Below are 13942 nucleotides of genomic sequence, written 5' to 3' on the forward strand. Positions count from 1 at the left end.
GCAGGGCCGTCATCATTCGGGGGAGGCCCGCTGTGGATTGGTGTCGCCCTGCGGGTCGGCGATGCCCGCTTCTCCCGGCTCACGCCCCTTGGCGTCGCGGAAGCGCCCCTGCGCGCCGTCGACGTTCGATCCTGCCCTGCCGGACATGTCATCGCCGGGCTGGCCCTCCATGGTGACGCTGAGCCGCGGCATGCCCAGGTCGATCTCCTTGGCCTCCATGCGCTGCTTGAGCAGCAGGTTGAAGGCACGGGCCACGTCCCACTGCATGGCCGGAGCGGTACGAAAGCGCATGCGCAGCACCGCGGCGCCCTCGTCGAAGCGGTCGACGCCCTGCATTTCCAGTGGCGACCAGATATGGTGACGCATCATCGGGTCCTGGCGCAGCTCCTGAGCGGTTTCATGCATCAGGGTGATGGCATCGTCGATCTTCATGGTGTGAGGTATGCGAATACGCATCAGCGCGAAACCGAAATGACGCGACATGTTGTGGATCGACTGGATGGCGCTGAAGGTGATGATGTGCAGGATACCGTCCAGGTCTCGCAGCCTGACGGTGCGCAGGGTCAGCCCCTCGACGGTACCCATGTGGCCGTTGATCTGGACGAAGTCGTCCACCGCCAGCGAATCCTCGATGATGATGAAGATGCCGGTGATCAGGTCCTGCACCAGGGTCTGGGCACCGAAGCCCACCGCCAGGCCGATGACGCCGGCACCGGCCAGCAGCGGCGTGACGTTCACCCCCAGGTTGGCCAGCCCCACGATACCGGTAATGATCACGATGGTGGCGAAGATCACGTTGCGGATCATCGGGGTGATGGTCTGTGCCCGTGCCTGGTTGACCCGGCGGCCACGGGAGCGCCCCGAGGTGATCAGCGCCCGCTGGATCGCGGTATCGGCAAAGATCCACACCAGCCATGCCAGCAGCACGGTGAAACCCAGCGCCAGCAGTGCCTGGCCAATGCGCATGCCGGCTACCCCCTCCCGGCCCAGGCCGAACAGCGAGCCACCCCACACCTGCAGCGAGAGTTCAGCGAAGACGATCCAGGCGACCACATGCGAGAGCGCATAGCCGAAGCGTTCGAGACGACGCCGATACTCGCTGATGCGCCGCCGCTTGGTGCGCCGCTCGGTGTGGCGCTGGATCAAGCCGGTGACCACCAGCGTCAACACCAGCAGGCCGGCAGAGACGATCGAGCGGGCCAGTGCCGCGCCAACGTCCCCCACGGTGACGAAGATCGCCAGCAGCGAGCCCACGACGACCAGCAGCGCCGGCACATGCCATAGCCCACCGACGATACGGGCCAGTTCGATGATGGTGCCGCCGTCACGGCGCACGCCCCAGGAGCGGTTGCGGATCAAGTGCTTGATCGGTCGCTTGAACCTGAAAATGAAGCGAATGCTGAGAATTGCCGCGAGCATATTGGCCAGCACCGAGCCCAGTGCCGCCAGCTCATCCCCCACCATCAGCGACAGCCGTTCCGAATTGAGCGCATCGCCAAGGGCGATCAGTGCACCGATCACGAACAGCATGCGCAGGGCCCGCTGCTGCAGGATCAGCACCGCAGTGAAACGATGGCCTCGGGTGAAGACCGATACCACGCTCTCCACGATCACCGACAGGGTGCGACCGCACAGCGCCAGGTAGGCGACGATCAACGCCAGGGTCCGGCCGGGGCTGGGCGGCAACACCTGGGCCAGGCCCATGATCAGGACGAAGGCGAGCGCCCAGGGCAGCATGCGCCGCAGGAAATGCAGTGCCAGCAGCCAGCCGCGCGGATCCCGCGGCAGGTCGAGGGGAAGCCCTCGCCTCAGGAACAGCAGCCTGCCCAGGGCGATCAGGATGACCAGCAGCCCCACCCAGATCGCAATCAGCACGGCACTCTCGATCATGAAGCGCGCTGTCTCGGCACTGCCGGTCTCGACCATCAAGTCACTGAGGTCATCCCAACCCTGCTCCAGCTGACGTCGCCAGTCGTCAATCGGCGACTCGCCGGCCTCGGCCTGCTCGCCCAGTTCGCTGAACGTCTCCGCCAAGGCGCCGAGCAGTCCCTGGCGCTGCCCGGCCCCCTCCTCGGCCCGCTCGGCATGCACCTGCTGCAGCTCGCGCAGGCTCTCGAGCAGCGCCTCGCGCTGCTGGGTATCCTCAAGCGTGCCGATCACCTCGTCCAGCGACTGCTGGAACGCCTCGGGATCGTGGGCCGTGCCCTCGTCGCCGGCTCCCAGTCCGCCAAGCGGCAGTGACTGAGCACTCAGCGGCGTACTGAGGAGAAGCAACAGGCCGGCAAAGGCAACCATGAACGGTAACCAGCTCCAACAACTGGTACCTCGCCTGACATCCGTCACTGCCTGAAAGAAACCACCTGGCATTACGTCACCACTCCTTGTCCATGTTCGCTGCCTCGCCCTGTGACAGCAGCCAACCAGCACCGATTCCTCCGAGCCTGCTCAGCACTATGCTAGGCTGGCCGCCAAGATCGCGCGACTCGCACAGGATGCCTCCATGCTGCCTCAATCACCACCCGCACCGCTGAGCTATCAAGGTAGAACTCGATGTGTGGGTGTCGAAATCGAATTTGCCGGCCTGCCCCCCCTGGGAACCGCCGAGCTGGTGCATAGCCTCTTTGGCGGTGAGATCAGCGTGGTGAGCCCCCATCGCTTCAAGGTGGAAGGAACACGCTGGGGCACCTTCGTCATCGAACTCGATACGCAGTATGCCCACCCCGATGCGAAGCTGCTCGAGGAGGCGCCACTCAAGGAGAGCGAATGGGAACGCCAGCGGCATCAGATGCGGGTGGACTTCCATAACCGGACGCGTCAACTGATTGGCGATGTCGTCACCGGCCTGGTGCCGACCGAAATCGTCTGCCCGCCGGTGCCCTGGGACGAGCTCGGTGAATTGGACGCCCTCTTCACGGCGCTCTGCAGCCATGGTGCCAAGGGCACCGATGCCAGCCTGCTCTACGGCTTCGGCCTGCACCTCAACCCCGAGGTGGCCAGCCTCGACGTCGCTGACATTCTCGGGCAGCTGCGCGCCTACCTGCTGATGGCGGAGTGGCTGCGACGGGAGATCGATATCGACATCACCCGCGAGGTGCTGCCCCACGCCAACCCCTTTCCCAAGCCCTACGCCCTCAAGGTGCTGGCTCCCGACTATGCCCCGGATCTCGATGGCCTGATCGCCGATTACATCGCGTTCAACCCGACCCGCAACCGGGAGCTGGACCTCTACCCCCTGTTTGCCTTTCTCCGTCCGGATTACCCGCACGAGCTGTTCCGCGACAAGCTGGTGAGGGCGCGCCCCACCTTCCACTACCGTCTGCCCAATGCTCAGCTGTCACAGCTCGGCTGGGGTGCCGTGGTGGAGTGGAACCGCTGGGTGGAGGTCGAACGCCTCGCGGCCGATCACGAAGCCCTCACCAAGCAGGCAGCGGCCTTTGTCACTTATCACACACGGCCGCGCCTGATCCGCTGGGTCGGAAAGCTGCGCGACTGGATTCGGGAGGCCCGCACCCCCTCATGAGCCGCCCCCTCATCGGAATCACGACCTCTGATTACAAGAGCCGCATCGCCTGGTGGTTCGACTGGTTCGCCGTCTGGCGCCACGGCGGCCGCCCACTGCGGCTCTCCCCCTCGCGCCCGTTGCCGGCCTACCTCGATGGCCTGATCATCGGCGGTGGCGACGACATCCAGGCCCACCTCTACGGCGGCGAGGTCCAACTCGATGTCCGGGTGGACCCCCAGCGGGACGAGCTGGAACTGGAGCTCATCGAGCGTTTCGTTCCCCAGGGAAAGCCGGTGCTCGGCATCTGTCGCGGCGCCCAACTGCTCAATGTCCACCTGGGTGGCACCCTAGACCCGGACATCTATACCACCCATGAAGGGCTGAAACGGCGCCGAACCGTACTGCCTCGAAAGACGGTGGATATCGTCGCCGACAGCCAGCTGCATCGTATCCTCAAGGTTACCTGGTGCCGCATCAACAGCCTTCACCACCAGGCCGTCCAACAGACCGGGCCGGGCATCGAGATCGTGGCCCGCGACCGGGACGGCCTGGTCCAGGGCATCGAATCCCGGGAGCACGAGTTCCTGATCGGTGTGCAATGGCATCCGGAGTGGCTGATCTTCAATCGCCCCCAGCAGCGGCTCATCCACGCCCTGGTCGAAGCGGCCCGTCGCGGCATGTCCGCTGAGCGCTCAGCGAACGCCGAATGACTGCCGAATGCCCCGAACGACAGCGGCCACCCGAAGGTGGCCGCTGGCAGTCGTGATTGTCAGGGAGGTATCAATTTTCCAGCTTGGCATCCAGCGTGATTTCGGCATTCAACAGCTTGGAGACCGGGCAGCCCACCTTGGCCTTGTCGGCGGCTTCCTGGAAAGCGGCTTGGTCGGCGCCCGGGCTACGCACCCGTGTCTTGAGATGCACGGCGCTGATGCTGAACCCACCGTCGTCCTGGCTCAGCGTGACCGTCGCTTCGGTCTCGATCTTCTCGGGCTCGAGGCCTGCCTCCCCCATGATCATCGACAGCGCCATGGAGTAGCACCCGGCGTGGGCCGCGCCGACCAGCTCTTCCGGATTGGACCCCGGCTTGCCCTCGAAGCGCTGACCGAAATTGTAGGGCACCTCCTTGAGCGCACCGCTCTCGGTCGAAACCTGACCGCGTCCCTCTTTCAGACTACCCTGCCAGACAGCGCTAGCGGATTTCTTCATGCTCATGTCGACTCCTTGCGATGATGGGAACTGGTCAATAAGGAATGGCGAGAACGGCAGAGCTTGCCGCCACCATCCCTCACCATAGCGCATGGGCTTGTCTTCGCCATTTCTTTTGCGCAATTATATGGAAATATTTTTCATTCTCTTTCAACCAAGAGCGCCTCAATACCATGACACACCCTAGCACTCCCCGTGTCACCTTGCCCGCCACGGCACACGAATCCGCCATCGAGCTGCCGGTCATCGGCCAGGGAACCTGGTACATGGGCGAAGGCCTGGCCCCTCACCGCGACGAGGTCCGTGCCCTGCAGCAAGGCCTCGAACTCGGCATGACCGTGATCGATACCGCCGAGATGTACGCCGACGGAGGCGCCGAGGAGGTCGTCGGCGAGGCATTGGCCGGGCGTCGCACCCAGGCCTTCCTGGTCTCCAAGGTCTACCCCTGGAACGCCGGTCGCCAAAGCGCCATCGAGGCCTGCGAACGCAGCCTTTCCCGCCTGGGCACCGACCACCTCGACCTCTACCTGCTGCACTGGCCGGGCAGCATACCCCTGGAGGAGACCCTGGAGGCCTTCGAGCGACTGCGCGAGCAGGGCAAGATTCGCCGCTTCGGCGTCTCCAACTTCGACGTCGATGAACTCGATGCGCTCCATGCCCTGCCCGGCGGCGGTGACTGCGCGGTCAACCAGGTGCTCTACCACCTCGGCTCCCGGGGCATCGAGACGGCGCTGCGACCCTGGGCACGCCGTCACGACCTGCCGCTGATGGCGTACTGCCCGCTGGCCCAGGCCGGCCAGTTGCGCCACGACCTGTTCGGTCATCCTGTGGTCCGCGAGCTTGCCGATGGGCTGGGCATCACCCCCGCCCAGCTGCTGCTGGCCTGGGTCACCCGTCCGGTCGAGGGGCGTCGCGACGTCATCGCCATTCCCAAGGCGGTGCAGCCGGCGCATGTCGAAGACAATGCCGCGGCGTTGGCGATTCGGCTCGACGACGAAATCGTGGCGCGGCTCGACGATGCCTTTCCGGCGCCGAGAGGCAAGGTGCCGCTGGATATCGTCTAGGCAGGTGGTTACCGCTCAGGAAGCGTTCTTGTCGCGCAGCTTGGCCAGATTGGCGGCCAGGTGTCCCGCGCCCAGGCGACGCATCACCTCGATATTGCGCTCGGGAATGGCCTCGGGGTCAGCATAGTGCGCCAGCACCTGTTCCAGGCTCGCCTCCCGCAGCAGGTGCAGCATCGGCCAGGGGGAGCGATTGGTGTAGTTGGCGGGGTCGTCCGGCTCGGCATCCTCGAAACAGTAGTCGGGATGGAAACTGGCCAGTTGATAGATGCCTTCATACCCCTGGTCGGCCATCAATGCTTCGGCGACGGCCAGGAAATCGAGGTAGTCGTCGAAATCCCCCAGGCCATGACGCAGCACCAGCAGGGTGGTCTCGATCGCCGGGGTCTCGTCGAGGCGATGGCACTCTTCGATCAGCGTCAGCAGGGCCGGCTCCCACTCGCTGTCCTCCACTTCCGTATAGCGAATGGTGTCGCGGGCAAGCTCCCGACCGGCGAAGGGGCAGACGTCGTGGGCGACCACGAAGCTCTCGACCCAGGTGCGGGTAGCGGCGAGGGCGGGGCTAATCGAAGCGGACATGGCAGGGCTCGGCAGGTGACGGAACCCCATGTTCGAACGCGGCGGCAAGGAATGCAAAGCCCAAGGCGACCCTCAGCGACTTTTCTCGTCACGCCGCGAGGCCAACCGGTCGGCCAGCCGCGTCGGTTCGGGCAGCTTGGTGCGTCCCAGGCAGCGCACCACCCAGTCGAGCGAAGTCTCAAGCGATATACGATGGCCGAGCGAAATATAGAGCGGCTTCACCCCCAGGCGAGAGCGCAGCACCGCGCCGATGGTCTCGCCGCGATGACGCAGCGGCGTCCACTCCCCCTTCGCCTCGGGCACCTCGCCGTGGGTGCCGCAGAGCCGCGACTTGGCCACGCCGATGGTCGGCAGGTCGAGCCACAGCCCCAGGTGCGAGGCCACCCCCAGGCGACGCGGATGGGCGATACCCTGGCCGTCGACCATGACCAGCTCGGGCCGGGTGGTGAGCAGGGCGAAGGCCGCCAGCGCCGCCGGGATCTCACGAAACGACAGCAGGCCGGGCACATAGGGCATGCGGGTCGGCTCGCGGTGGACCACCTGCTCCACCGGCGCAAGGGTCGGCCAGCTCAGTGCCACCACCGCGGCCCGGGTCACCTCCCCACCCTCTTCGAAGCCGATGTCGACCCCGGCGATAAGCCGCACGGGGTCGATCCGATCCTGCCGTTCGATGTTGCCGGCCAGGCGCTTCTGCAGCGCGATGGCCTCCTCCGGGGTCAGGTTCCAGTCATGCAGCGCTGCGACGGGCATGCTCGAGCCTCCTGATTCGTCCTTGTGTCTCGCGTAGACTATCGCTTCCATGTCGCTGGTCACCATAGCAGGGAAGAGGCTCGATGAAACTGATCCACACCGCCGACTGGCACCTGGGCCAGACCTTCCACGGCCAGGAGCGCCATGTCGAGCATGGTGCCTTCCTCGACTGGCTGCTCCAGACCCTGGAGGCACGACAGCCCGACGCCCTGCTGATCGCCGGCGATGTGTTCGACGTGGTCAACCCCTCCCTGCGCGCCCAGGAGCAGCTGTACGGCTTCATTGTCGAGGCGCATCGTCGCCTGCCCGGGCTCGATATCGTGATGATCGCCGGCAACCACGACAGCGGCAGCCGCATCGAACTGCCCGGCCCACTGATGCGCCGCCTCAATGCCCATGCCCTCGGCCGGGTGAGTTGGTGCGACGACGGCAGCCTCGACGCCGAGCGCCTGCTGGTGCCACTGACCGACGCCGATGGCGAGACCCGCGCCTGGTGCCTGGCGCTGCCCTTCCTGCGCCCCGCCGAGGTCACCGGCAACCGGCGCGAGAGCGCGACCGACGGCGAACACGAAGGCGGCTACATCGCCGGTATCCAGCGCGTCCATCGGGAACTGATCGACGCCGCCCGCCGGCAGCGCCGGCCCGGGCAGGCACTGGTGGCCATGAGCCACGCCCACCTGCGCGGCGCCCAAGTCTCCGAGCACAGCGAGCGGCCCATCGTGATCGGCGGCGAGGAGTCGATCTCGGCGGCGCTGTTTCCCGACGACATCGCCTACGTGGCACTGGGCCACCTGCACCGTCCGCAGCAGGTCGGCGAGCCGCGCATCCGCTACAGCGGCAGCCCCCTGCCGATGGACTTCAGCGAGGTGAACTATCCACACCAGGTGGTGGAGGTCACCCTCGAGGGCGAGGCCCTGGTCGGCAGCGAGTCGATTGCCATTCCCCGGGCGGTGGAACTCCTGCGTGTCGGCCCCGCCCCGCTGGACCAGGTATTGACCGAGCTGGAGGTCCTGCCACGCGAGGACCAGAAAGCGACGCCGGAGCAGGAAGCCTCGGCCGGGGACACCCCTCCCCGCGAGTGCTGGCCCTGGCTCGAGGTACGCGTCGAACTCGACGCCCCCCGCCCCGACCTGCGCCACCGTATCGAGACGGCGCTGGCCGACTGCCCGGTGCGCCTGCTGCGCATTCACACCCGCTTTCCCGCCGCTACCGGCACCGGTCATGACCCACGGGTAACGCTGGAGAGCCTGGGCCCCTGCGCCCTGTTCGAACGTGCCTGGCAGGAGCGCTACGGCGCGACGCCGGACGCCGACACCCTGCGCGACTTCGACGCTCTGTGCCAGGAGGTGCTGCATCACGCGTCACCCAGCGAGGAAGGCAACCCATGAAGATCCTTGCCATTCGCCTCGAGAACCTCGCCTCCCTGGCCGGCAACCACGAACTGGATTTTACCCAGCCGCCGCTGGCCGACGCCGGCCTCTTCGCCATCACCGGTCCCACCGGCGCCGGCAAGAGCACCCTGCTCGACGCCCTCTGCCTGGCGCTCTACGGCAACACCCCACGGCTGCGCGGGGCACGCCAGGACCAGGCGCGCCTGCCCGACGTCGGCGACAGCGACGTGACCAGCTTCGACCCGCGCACCCTGCTGCGCCGCGGTGCGGCTGGCGGCTACGCCGAGGTCGATTTCCTCGGCCGGGATGGGCATCGCTACCGGGCACGCTGGGCGGTGCGCCGGGCACGCGACAAGGCCGAAGGCCGCCTGCAGGCCGCCGAGCAATCGCTCACCGACCTCGAGGACGGGCGTCTTCTCACCGCCCAGAAGCGGGAGTTCGACCGCCTCCTGCCCGAGGTGCTGGGGCTTAGCTTCGAGCAGTTCACCCGTGCCGTGCTGCTGGCCCAGAGCGAATTTTCCGCCTTCCTCAAGGCCGATGACAACGACCGCAGCGACCTGCTGGAGCGACTGACCGGCACCACCGAATACTCCGCCATCTCCATGGCCGCCTATCGTCGCGCCAAGGAGGCGAAGGGCGTCGTCGATACCCTGCTGGCCAGGCTGGCCGACGATCTGCCCGCAACCCCTGACGTACGAGCCGAGCTGGAACGCGACTCCGAGACCACCCAGCAAGCCCTCACTCACCTGCAAAGGCAGGAGGAGTCGCTCAAGGCACAGCAGCGCTGGCACAGCGACGACGCCCACCTCAAGGCGGCCCATGTCGAGGGATGGGACCAGCAGCAGGCAGCCGACACCCATTGGCAAGCGCTGGCTGAGCAGCGTGCTGACCGCCGGTGGCGCCGCCTGATGGCTCCCCGCCGCCAGGACCTCTCCCGTCAGGCCCGCCTGCCCGAGCTGATCGCCGAGGCAGAGCATGCCCGCGACACCACCCGCCAGGCGCTGGCTCGGGCCCAGCAGGAAGCGCAGGACGCTACCGGCCTCCACCGCCAGGCCGCCCTGGCCCTGGAGGCGGCCATTGAAGCGCGCCGCAAGGCCGAACCCGACCTGAACCAGGCGCGTGAACAGCACCACGCCCTGACCCAGCGGCGGCGCGAACTGGCTGAGCTGACTGCCGAATGCGAGCGTGCTCGGGAGCAGGCCGCTCGGCACCGGGAGCAGCACCGCCAGGAGTATGAAAGGCAGCAGCAGCGGCTCGAGCAGCAGCGCCAGTGGCAGGCCACCCTGGCCGAATTGATGGGGAGTCACACCTACCAGCCTGCCGCCCGCCAGGCCATTCAGCAGGCCCACGACAGTGCCGCCAGCCGCCAGCTTGCCCTGGGCGAACTGCGGGGCGTCTGGCGCGAGTATCACGAGGCCGAGCGCGCTCATCGGCAGCGCGAAACGCGTCTTGCCGAAGCCCATGAACGCCTGGAGGCGCTGACCCGTGAGGGGCAGGCCGCCCGCCAGCGCCTGGAAGAGCGCCAGGCACACCACGACAGCCTGAGCGCCTTTATCGAACGGGCCCGGGCCGCCCGGAGCGACAGTGTGGTGATGCTCCGCGAAGGCCTGCAGGAAGGCGAGCCCTGTCCGGTATGCGGCGGGCGCGACCATCCCTGGCGCCAGCATCCCCCGGCCACCCCCGAGGCGGCCCAGCTCGCCGCCCAACAGGCCGCAGAGGAGCGCGAGCTCGATGACGCCCGGCAGAACTGCGAACAGGCACTGAATGCCCATCAGGAGCTGCAAGCGCAGTACAAGGTGGTGCGGGATACCCTGCAGCAGCACCAGAATGAGCAGCCGGCAGGCCAGGCGCGTCTGCAAGCGGCTCGCCAGGCACTCGATGCCCACCCGTTGACGGAGGAACTGACCCCCGTGGCGGCGGACGAGCGTGACGCCTGGCTGAGCCGGCAGCGCCAGAACAGCAGCAACGAGCGCAACACCCACCAGGCCACCCTTGAACGGCTCCACCGCGCCGAGGCCGAACTGGCACCGCTGGAGGAGTCGCTGCGCCAGGGTGAGCTGGCGCTGACGCGCCTGACGACCGAGAAGACCAACGCCGAGGCACGGCTGGCCGAGCTGGACGCACGCCGCCCCGCCCTGCAGCGCCAGCATGACGAGACCGCCGCCGCCCTGCGCACCCTGCTCGGTGACTACGCCACGCCGGAGGCCTGGCAGCAACGACTCGATCACACCGAGGCCCAGGCCCGTCAGGCCCTGGATGCCGCCTTAAGTCGCCAACATGCTGCTGAGCAAGAGCTGCAACGCCTGACTCAGCTATTCGACCACCAGGAGCAGCAGCTCGGCGCCTTGCAGCAGGAGAGCGACCAGCTCGCTCGCTCACTCGGCGAGTGGCGCCAGGCGCACCCCGAGCTGGACGATGCCACCCTCGCCCGCCTGCTGGCCCAGCCTCAGGAGGAAGCCGACCGCGACGAAGCCCGGCTGCAGGCGGCGGAAGAGGCCAGCCAGCGCGCCGCCGCCACCCTGGCCGAACGCCGCACCGCCCTGCTTCGCCACCGCCGCGCCCAGGGGCTGGCCGATGACGAAAGCGACCATGAGTTACTGGGCGAAGCGTGCGAAGCGAGGATCGCCAGGCGCCGTGACGCCCTGGCAGCCGAACGACAAGCCCTTGAACCCAGGCTGGCCGAGGCCCAACGAGCGCGGGACGACGCCGTTCATGCCCTGCGCGACGACGACCGCCGCCGGGCACGCCAACAGGCTGGCCAGGCCGAACTGGAAGCGGCGCGCACCGAGCATCACCGCTGGGGGCGCATCAGCGAACTGATCGGTTCCGCCGACGGCAAGGCCTTCCGCCGCATCGCCCAGGCCTACAACCTGGAACTGCTGCTCGACCACGCCAACGCCCACCTGGCCAACCTCGCCCCACGCTATCGCCTGGCGCGGGGCGGTAGTCCGCTGGGCATGCTGGTCATCGATCATGACATGGGCGACGAGCAGCGTTCCGCGCACTCCCTCTCCGGCGGCGAAACCTTCCTCGTCTCCCTGGCACTGGCCCTGGGCCTGGCCTCGATGGCCTCGGGCAACCTGGTGATCGAGTCGCTGTTCATCGACGAAGGCTTCGGCAGCCTCGACCCGCAGTCGCTGGCACTCGCCATGGACGCCCTCGACGGCCTGCAGGCCCAGGGACGGCGCGTCGGCGTGATCTCGCATATCCAGGAGATGCATGAACGCATACCGGTGCAGATCAAGGTGGAACCGCTGGGCAACGGCGCCAGCCGGGCAAGGCTGGTGAGTGCTTGAAGAGAATAGCTCGGCGCGCCGGGAGTTGACCCGGCAGCCGACTCACTTCCTCCAACTCCCTATCCCGATAGACATTTTTTACGTGCATCAGGACAACCGCAATCAACTTAGCTTTCTTGTGACCGTGCAGTGGCACACATCACCGTCGATGCTATCAATGCGAACAACAACTGGGCGATCCTCAGCCGGATCTTCGGTAAACAGGAGCCAGCTATTGGAATCGAGCCCCCGGACATATTCCCTGCCCACCTCAGGCTCCTTCACCTGATCAGTACCAATCTTTGTGGTCATGCCAACCTCAAGACGTCTTATATCTTGCATGGGCTTCTCCTATATCAAAGAAAACAGAACAACACCTGCCAAGGCCGGCTCGGTGCGTCTTCATGCTGCCACCACCATACCTTGAAACCAGCGCGATGAGGGGTCCAGCAGCAAACGCCTTGCAGGGTAATCGGCTATATTTTTCCGGCTCTTCGTCGTTGGTTGTGGAATTCGTCCCATGAGCTGGACCAGGGTGGGGCGCCATCCTCGGACGAGTCAGTGGGGCGGCATCCTCGGACTATGTTGCACTGCACAAAAATTCTTGTTATTGTGCAATGCAGCAGAACGGAAATCTCCCGTTCCATCGCATTCAGAACCCCGGAGGTTCTCATCATGACCAACGCATTCGCATTCGACGCAAAGCAATTTGACACCGCCCAGCTTGAGTCCGTTTTCTTCGCCCCGGCGCGCGCCTTCGCCGCCCTCTCCGTCGACTTCACCGAAAAGCTGATCAATACCCAGCTTGAGGCCACCAAAGCCTATGCCGACATCAACCTGACGCAGCTGCGCAGCCTGACAGAGGTCAAGGACGCCGAAGGCCTGAAGAGCTATCTGGAAGGCCAGCAGCAGGTGGTCCAGGACCTGACTGAGCGCCTGAAGGGCGATGCCGAGAAGGTAGTGACCCTGCAGCAGGAATTCGCTCAGGAAAGCCAGAAGCTGACCGAAAACAGCGTCGAGCAGGCCAAGGAAAGCGCCAAAGAGACTACCGAGACCGCCACCAAGGCCGTCAAGGAAGCCGCTCCCAAGGCCAAGTAAGCCTTTGCCCCCGCCCGGGGGCCACGAAGACGCCACATCCCAGGCCGCCGATCCATGATCGGCGGCCTGTTTTCGATCGGGGGGTAGCAGATCGCAAGTTCCGCGAAACGACGCGGCTGGCTCGGCTATGCTGGATGAGTCAGGTAAACTCAAGGGAGGCGTCATGAGGGGATTTGCATTGCACGGCATGCGTTACCTGGGCCTGGTGCTGCTGTTGGCGCTTGCCAGCCCGGCGCTGGCAGACGAAGTCAACTGGCCGCGGATGGCCGAATCGGCGGACGGCGTGCCGATTGCCTACGAGGTGCAGGGCAGCGGCGAACCGACGCTCGTCTTCATTCATGGCTGGAGCGGCGATGGGCGGTACTGGCGCGGGCAGCTACCGTACTTTTCGCAGACTCATAGAGTGGTGACGGTCGACCTTGCCGGGCACGGCCACTCTGGCCTGGAGCGTGAGTCCTTCACTACGCCAGCCTTCGGGGAGGACGTGAAGGCGGTACTGGACGACCTGGAAGTGGAGCAGGCGATCCTCATCGGACACTCCATGGGCGGCCCGGTCAGCGTGGAAGCGGCACGCCTGATGCCGGAGCGCGTGATCGGGATCGTGGGCGTCGACACCTTCCACCACGTGGCCTCGGAGATCAGCCAGGAACAGCGCGACGGGATGCTGGAACCGCTCCAGCAAGACTTTGCACCGGCCGCACGCCAGTTCGTCGCATCGATGTTCATCGAGAGCACCGACCCCAAGCTCCGCGACTGGGTCATGCATGACATGGCGGCCGCTCCGCCGGAGGTGGCCATCAGCGCCATGGAAGATATGCTAGCGCGGCATGCCGATGGTGAAGCGGCACGGCATTTCAGGGAGCTGACGATACCCGTGATGGCTATCAACTCCGACCTGTGGCCGACTGACATCGAAGCCAACCGGCAGCTCCTGCCCGAGTTCGATGCCGTTATCATGGAAGACACCGACCACTTCCTGCACATGGCCAGGCCGGAGGCTTTCAACCGTGAGCTGGAGCGGATGATCGGCACGCCACCATGAGACAGCCGAGGGTGCCAGGTCCAGAGCCAGCAGAGCTC

The 13942-nt window shown here is 66.2% G+C and carries 12 protein-coding genes; 7 read left to right on the forward strand and 5 right to left on the reverse strand.

Going from position 1 to position 13942, the window contains the following annotated elements; all coding sequences use genetic code 11:
- Positions 1–12: 12 nt before the first annotated feature.
- Positions 13–2295 carry a mechanosensitive ion channel domain-containing protein gene (locus LY622_RS10385; RefSeq protein WP_234290833.1) on the reverse strand — a complete coding sequence of 761 codons (2283 nt, stop codon included), beginning with the start codon at positions 2293–2295 and terminating at the stop codon, positions 13–15.
- A gap of 205 nt (positions 2296–2500) precedes the next feature.
- Here LY622_RS10385 and LY622_RS10390 point away from each other — a divergent pair, with 205 nt between their 5' ends.
- The gene (locus LY622_RS10390) at positions 2501–3520 is read left to right on the forward strand and encodes an amidoligase family protein (protein ID WP_234290834.1); all 1020 of its coding nucleotides are present in this window, start codon (positions 2501–2503) and stop codon (positions 3518–3520) included.
- Positions 3517–4212, forward strand: coding sequence for a gamma-glutamyl-gamma-aminobutyrate hydrolase family protein (locus LY622_RS10395; RefSeq protein WP_234290835.1), 696 nt, complete (start codon positions 3517–3519; stop codon positions 4210–4212). Before LY622_RS10390 ends, LY622_RS10395 begins: the two co-directional genes overlap by 4 nt.
- Before the next feature lie 70 nt (positions 4213–4282).
- On the opposite strand, the gene LY622_RS10400 is transcribed toward LY622_RS10395, so the two are convergent.
- Positions 4283–4714, reverse strand: a complete 432-nt coding sequence (locus tag LY622_RS10400) for an OsmC family protein (RefSeq protein ID WP_234280814.1) — start codon at positions 4712–4714, stop codon at positions 4283–4285.
- Between the two features lie 167 nt (positions 4715–4881).
- Between LY622_RS10400 and LY622_RS10405 the strand changes: the two genes are divergently transcribed.
- Entirely contained in the window at positions 4882–5772 is an 891-nt protein-coding gene (locus tag LY622_RS10405; RefSeq protein ID WP_234290836.1) for an aldo/keto reductase, read from the forward strand.
- 15 nt (positions 5773–5787) lie between these two features.
- Here LY622_RS10405 and LY622_RS10410 read toward each other — a convergent pair whose 3' ends face one another.
- Both LY622_RS10410 and nfi read right to left on the reverse strand, forming a co-directional pair.
- Entirely contained in the window at positions 5788–6348 is a 561-nt protein-coding gene (locus tag LY622_RS10410) for a DUF1415 domain-containing protein (RefSeq protein WP_234290837.1), read from the reverse strand.
- Between the two features lie 72 nt (positions 6349–6420).
- The gene (gene nfi, locus LY622_RS10415) at positions 6421–7098 is read right to left on the reverse strand and encodes a deoxyribonuclease V (protein ID WP_234290838.1); all 678 of its coding nucleotides are present in this window, start codon (positions 7096–7098) and stop codon (positions 6421–6423) included.
- Between the two features lie 83 nt (positions 7099–7181).
- Here nfi and LY622_RS10420 point away from each other — a divergent pair, with 83 nt between their 5' ends.
- On the forward strand, positions 7182–8486 hold the full coding sequence (locus LY622_RS10420) for an exonuclease SbcCD subunit D (protein ID WP_234290839.1): 1305 nt from the start codon (positions 7182–7184) through the stop codon (positions 8484–8486).
- The gene (locus tag LY622_RS10425; RefSeq protein WP_234290840.1) at positions 8483–11785 is read left to right on the forward strand and encodes an AAA family ATPase; all 3303 of its coding nucleotides are present in this window, start codon (positions 8483–8485) and stop codon (positions 11783–11785) included. The genes LY622_RS10420 and LY622_RS10425 overlap by 4 nt, the downstream gene beginning before the upstream one ends.
- 102 nt (positions 11786–11887) lie before the next feature.
- Here the strand turns inward: LY622_RS10425 and LY622_RS10430 are convergent, their stop codons facing one another.
- The gene (locus LY622_RS10430) at positions 11888–12106 is read right to left on the reverse strand and encodes a hypothetical protein (RefSeq protein ID WP_027962492.1); all 219 of its coding nucleotides are present in this window, start codon (positions 12104–12106) and stop codon (positions 11888–11890) included.
- 333 nt (positions 12107–12439) lie between these two features.
- On the opposite strand from LY622_RS10430, the gene LY622_RS10435 reads away from it, so the two are divergent.
- Complete coding sequence (locus LY622_RS10435) at positions 12440–12862, forward strand: phasin family protein (RefSeq protein ID WP_234290841.1); 423 nt, start codon at positions 12440–12442, stop codon at positions 12860–12862.
- A gap of 163 nt (positions 12863–13025) precedes the next feature.
- Complete coding sequence (locus tag LY622_RS10440) at positions 13026–13904, forward strand: alpha/beta fold hydrolase (RefSeq protein ID WP_234290842.1); 879 nt, start codon at positions 13026–13028, stop codon at positions 13902–13904.
- The last annotated feature ends 38 nt before the right edge of the window (positions 13905–13942 follow it).

The sequence above is a fragment of the Halomonas alkalisoli genome, from assembly GCF_021412585.1.
Classification (GTDB): domain Bacteria; phylum Pseudomonadota; class Gammaproteobacteria; order Pseudomonadales; family Halomonadaceae; genus Halomonas; species Halomonas alkalisoli.

Coding starts and splice junctions, on each gene's coding strand:
- LY622_RS10385 (WP_234290833.1), bottom strand. CDS start 2,295: ATGGTTGCCTTTGCCGGCCTGTTGCTTCTCCTCAGTACGCCGCTGAGT.
- LY622_RS10390 (WP_234290834.1), top strand. CDS start 2,501: ATGCTGCCTCAATCACCACCCGCACCGCTGAGCTATCAAGGTAGAACT.
- LY622_RS10395 (WP_234290835.1), top strand. CDS start 3,517: ATGAGCCGCCCCCTCATCGGAATCACGACCTCTGATTACAAGAGCCGC.
- LY622_RS10400 (WP_234280814.1), bottom strand. CDS start 4,714: ATGAGCATGAAGAAATCCGCTAGCGCTGTCTGGCAGGGTAGTCTGAAA.
- LY622_RS10405 (WP_234290836.1), top strand. CDS start 4,882: ATGACACACCCTAGCACTCCCCGTGTCACCTTGCCCGCCACGGCACAC.
- LY622_RS10410 (WP_234290837.1), bottom strand. CDS start 6,348: ATGTCCGCTTCGATTAGCCCCGCCCTCGCCGCTACCCGCACCTGGGTC.
- nfi (WP_234290838.1), bottom strand. CDS start 7,098: ATGCCCGTCGCAGCGCTGCATGACTGGAACCTGACCCCGGAGGAGGCC.
- LY622_RS10420 (WP_234290839.1), top strand. CDS start 7,182: ATGAAACTGATCCACACCGCCGACTGGCACCTGGGCCAGACCTTCCAC.
- LY622_RS10425 (WP_234290840.1), top strand. CDS start 8,483: ATGAAGATCCTTGCCATTCGCCTCGAGAACCTCGCCTCCCTGGCCGGC.
- LY622_RS10430 (WP_027962492.1), bottom strand. CDS start 12,106: ATGCAAGATATAAGACGTCTTGAGGTTGGCATGACCACAAAGATTGGT.
- LY622_RS10435 (WP_234290841.1), top strand. CDS start 12,440: ATGACCAACGCATTCGCATTCGACGCAAAGCAATTTGACACCGCCCAG.
- LY622_RS10440 (WP_234290842.1), top strand. CDS start 13,026: ATGAGGGGATTTGCATTGCACGGCATGCGTTACCTGGGCCTGGTGCTG.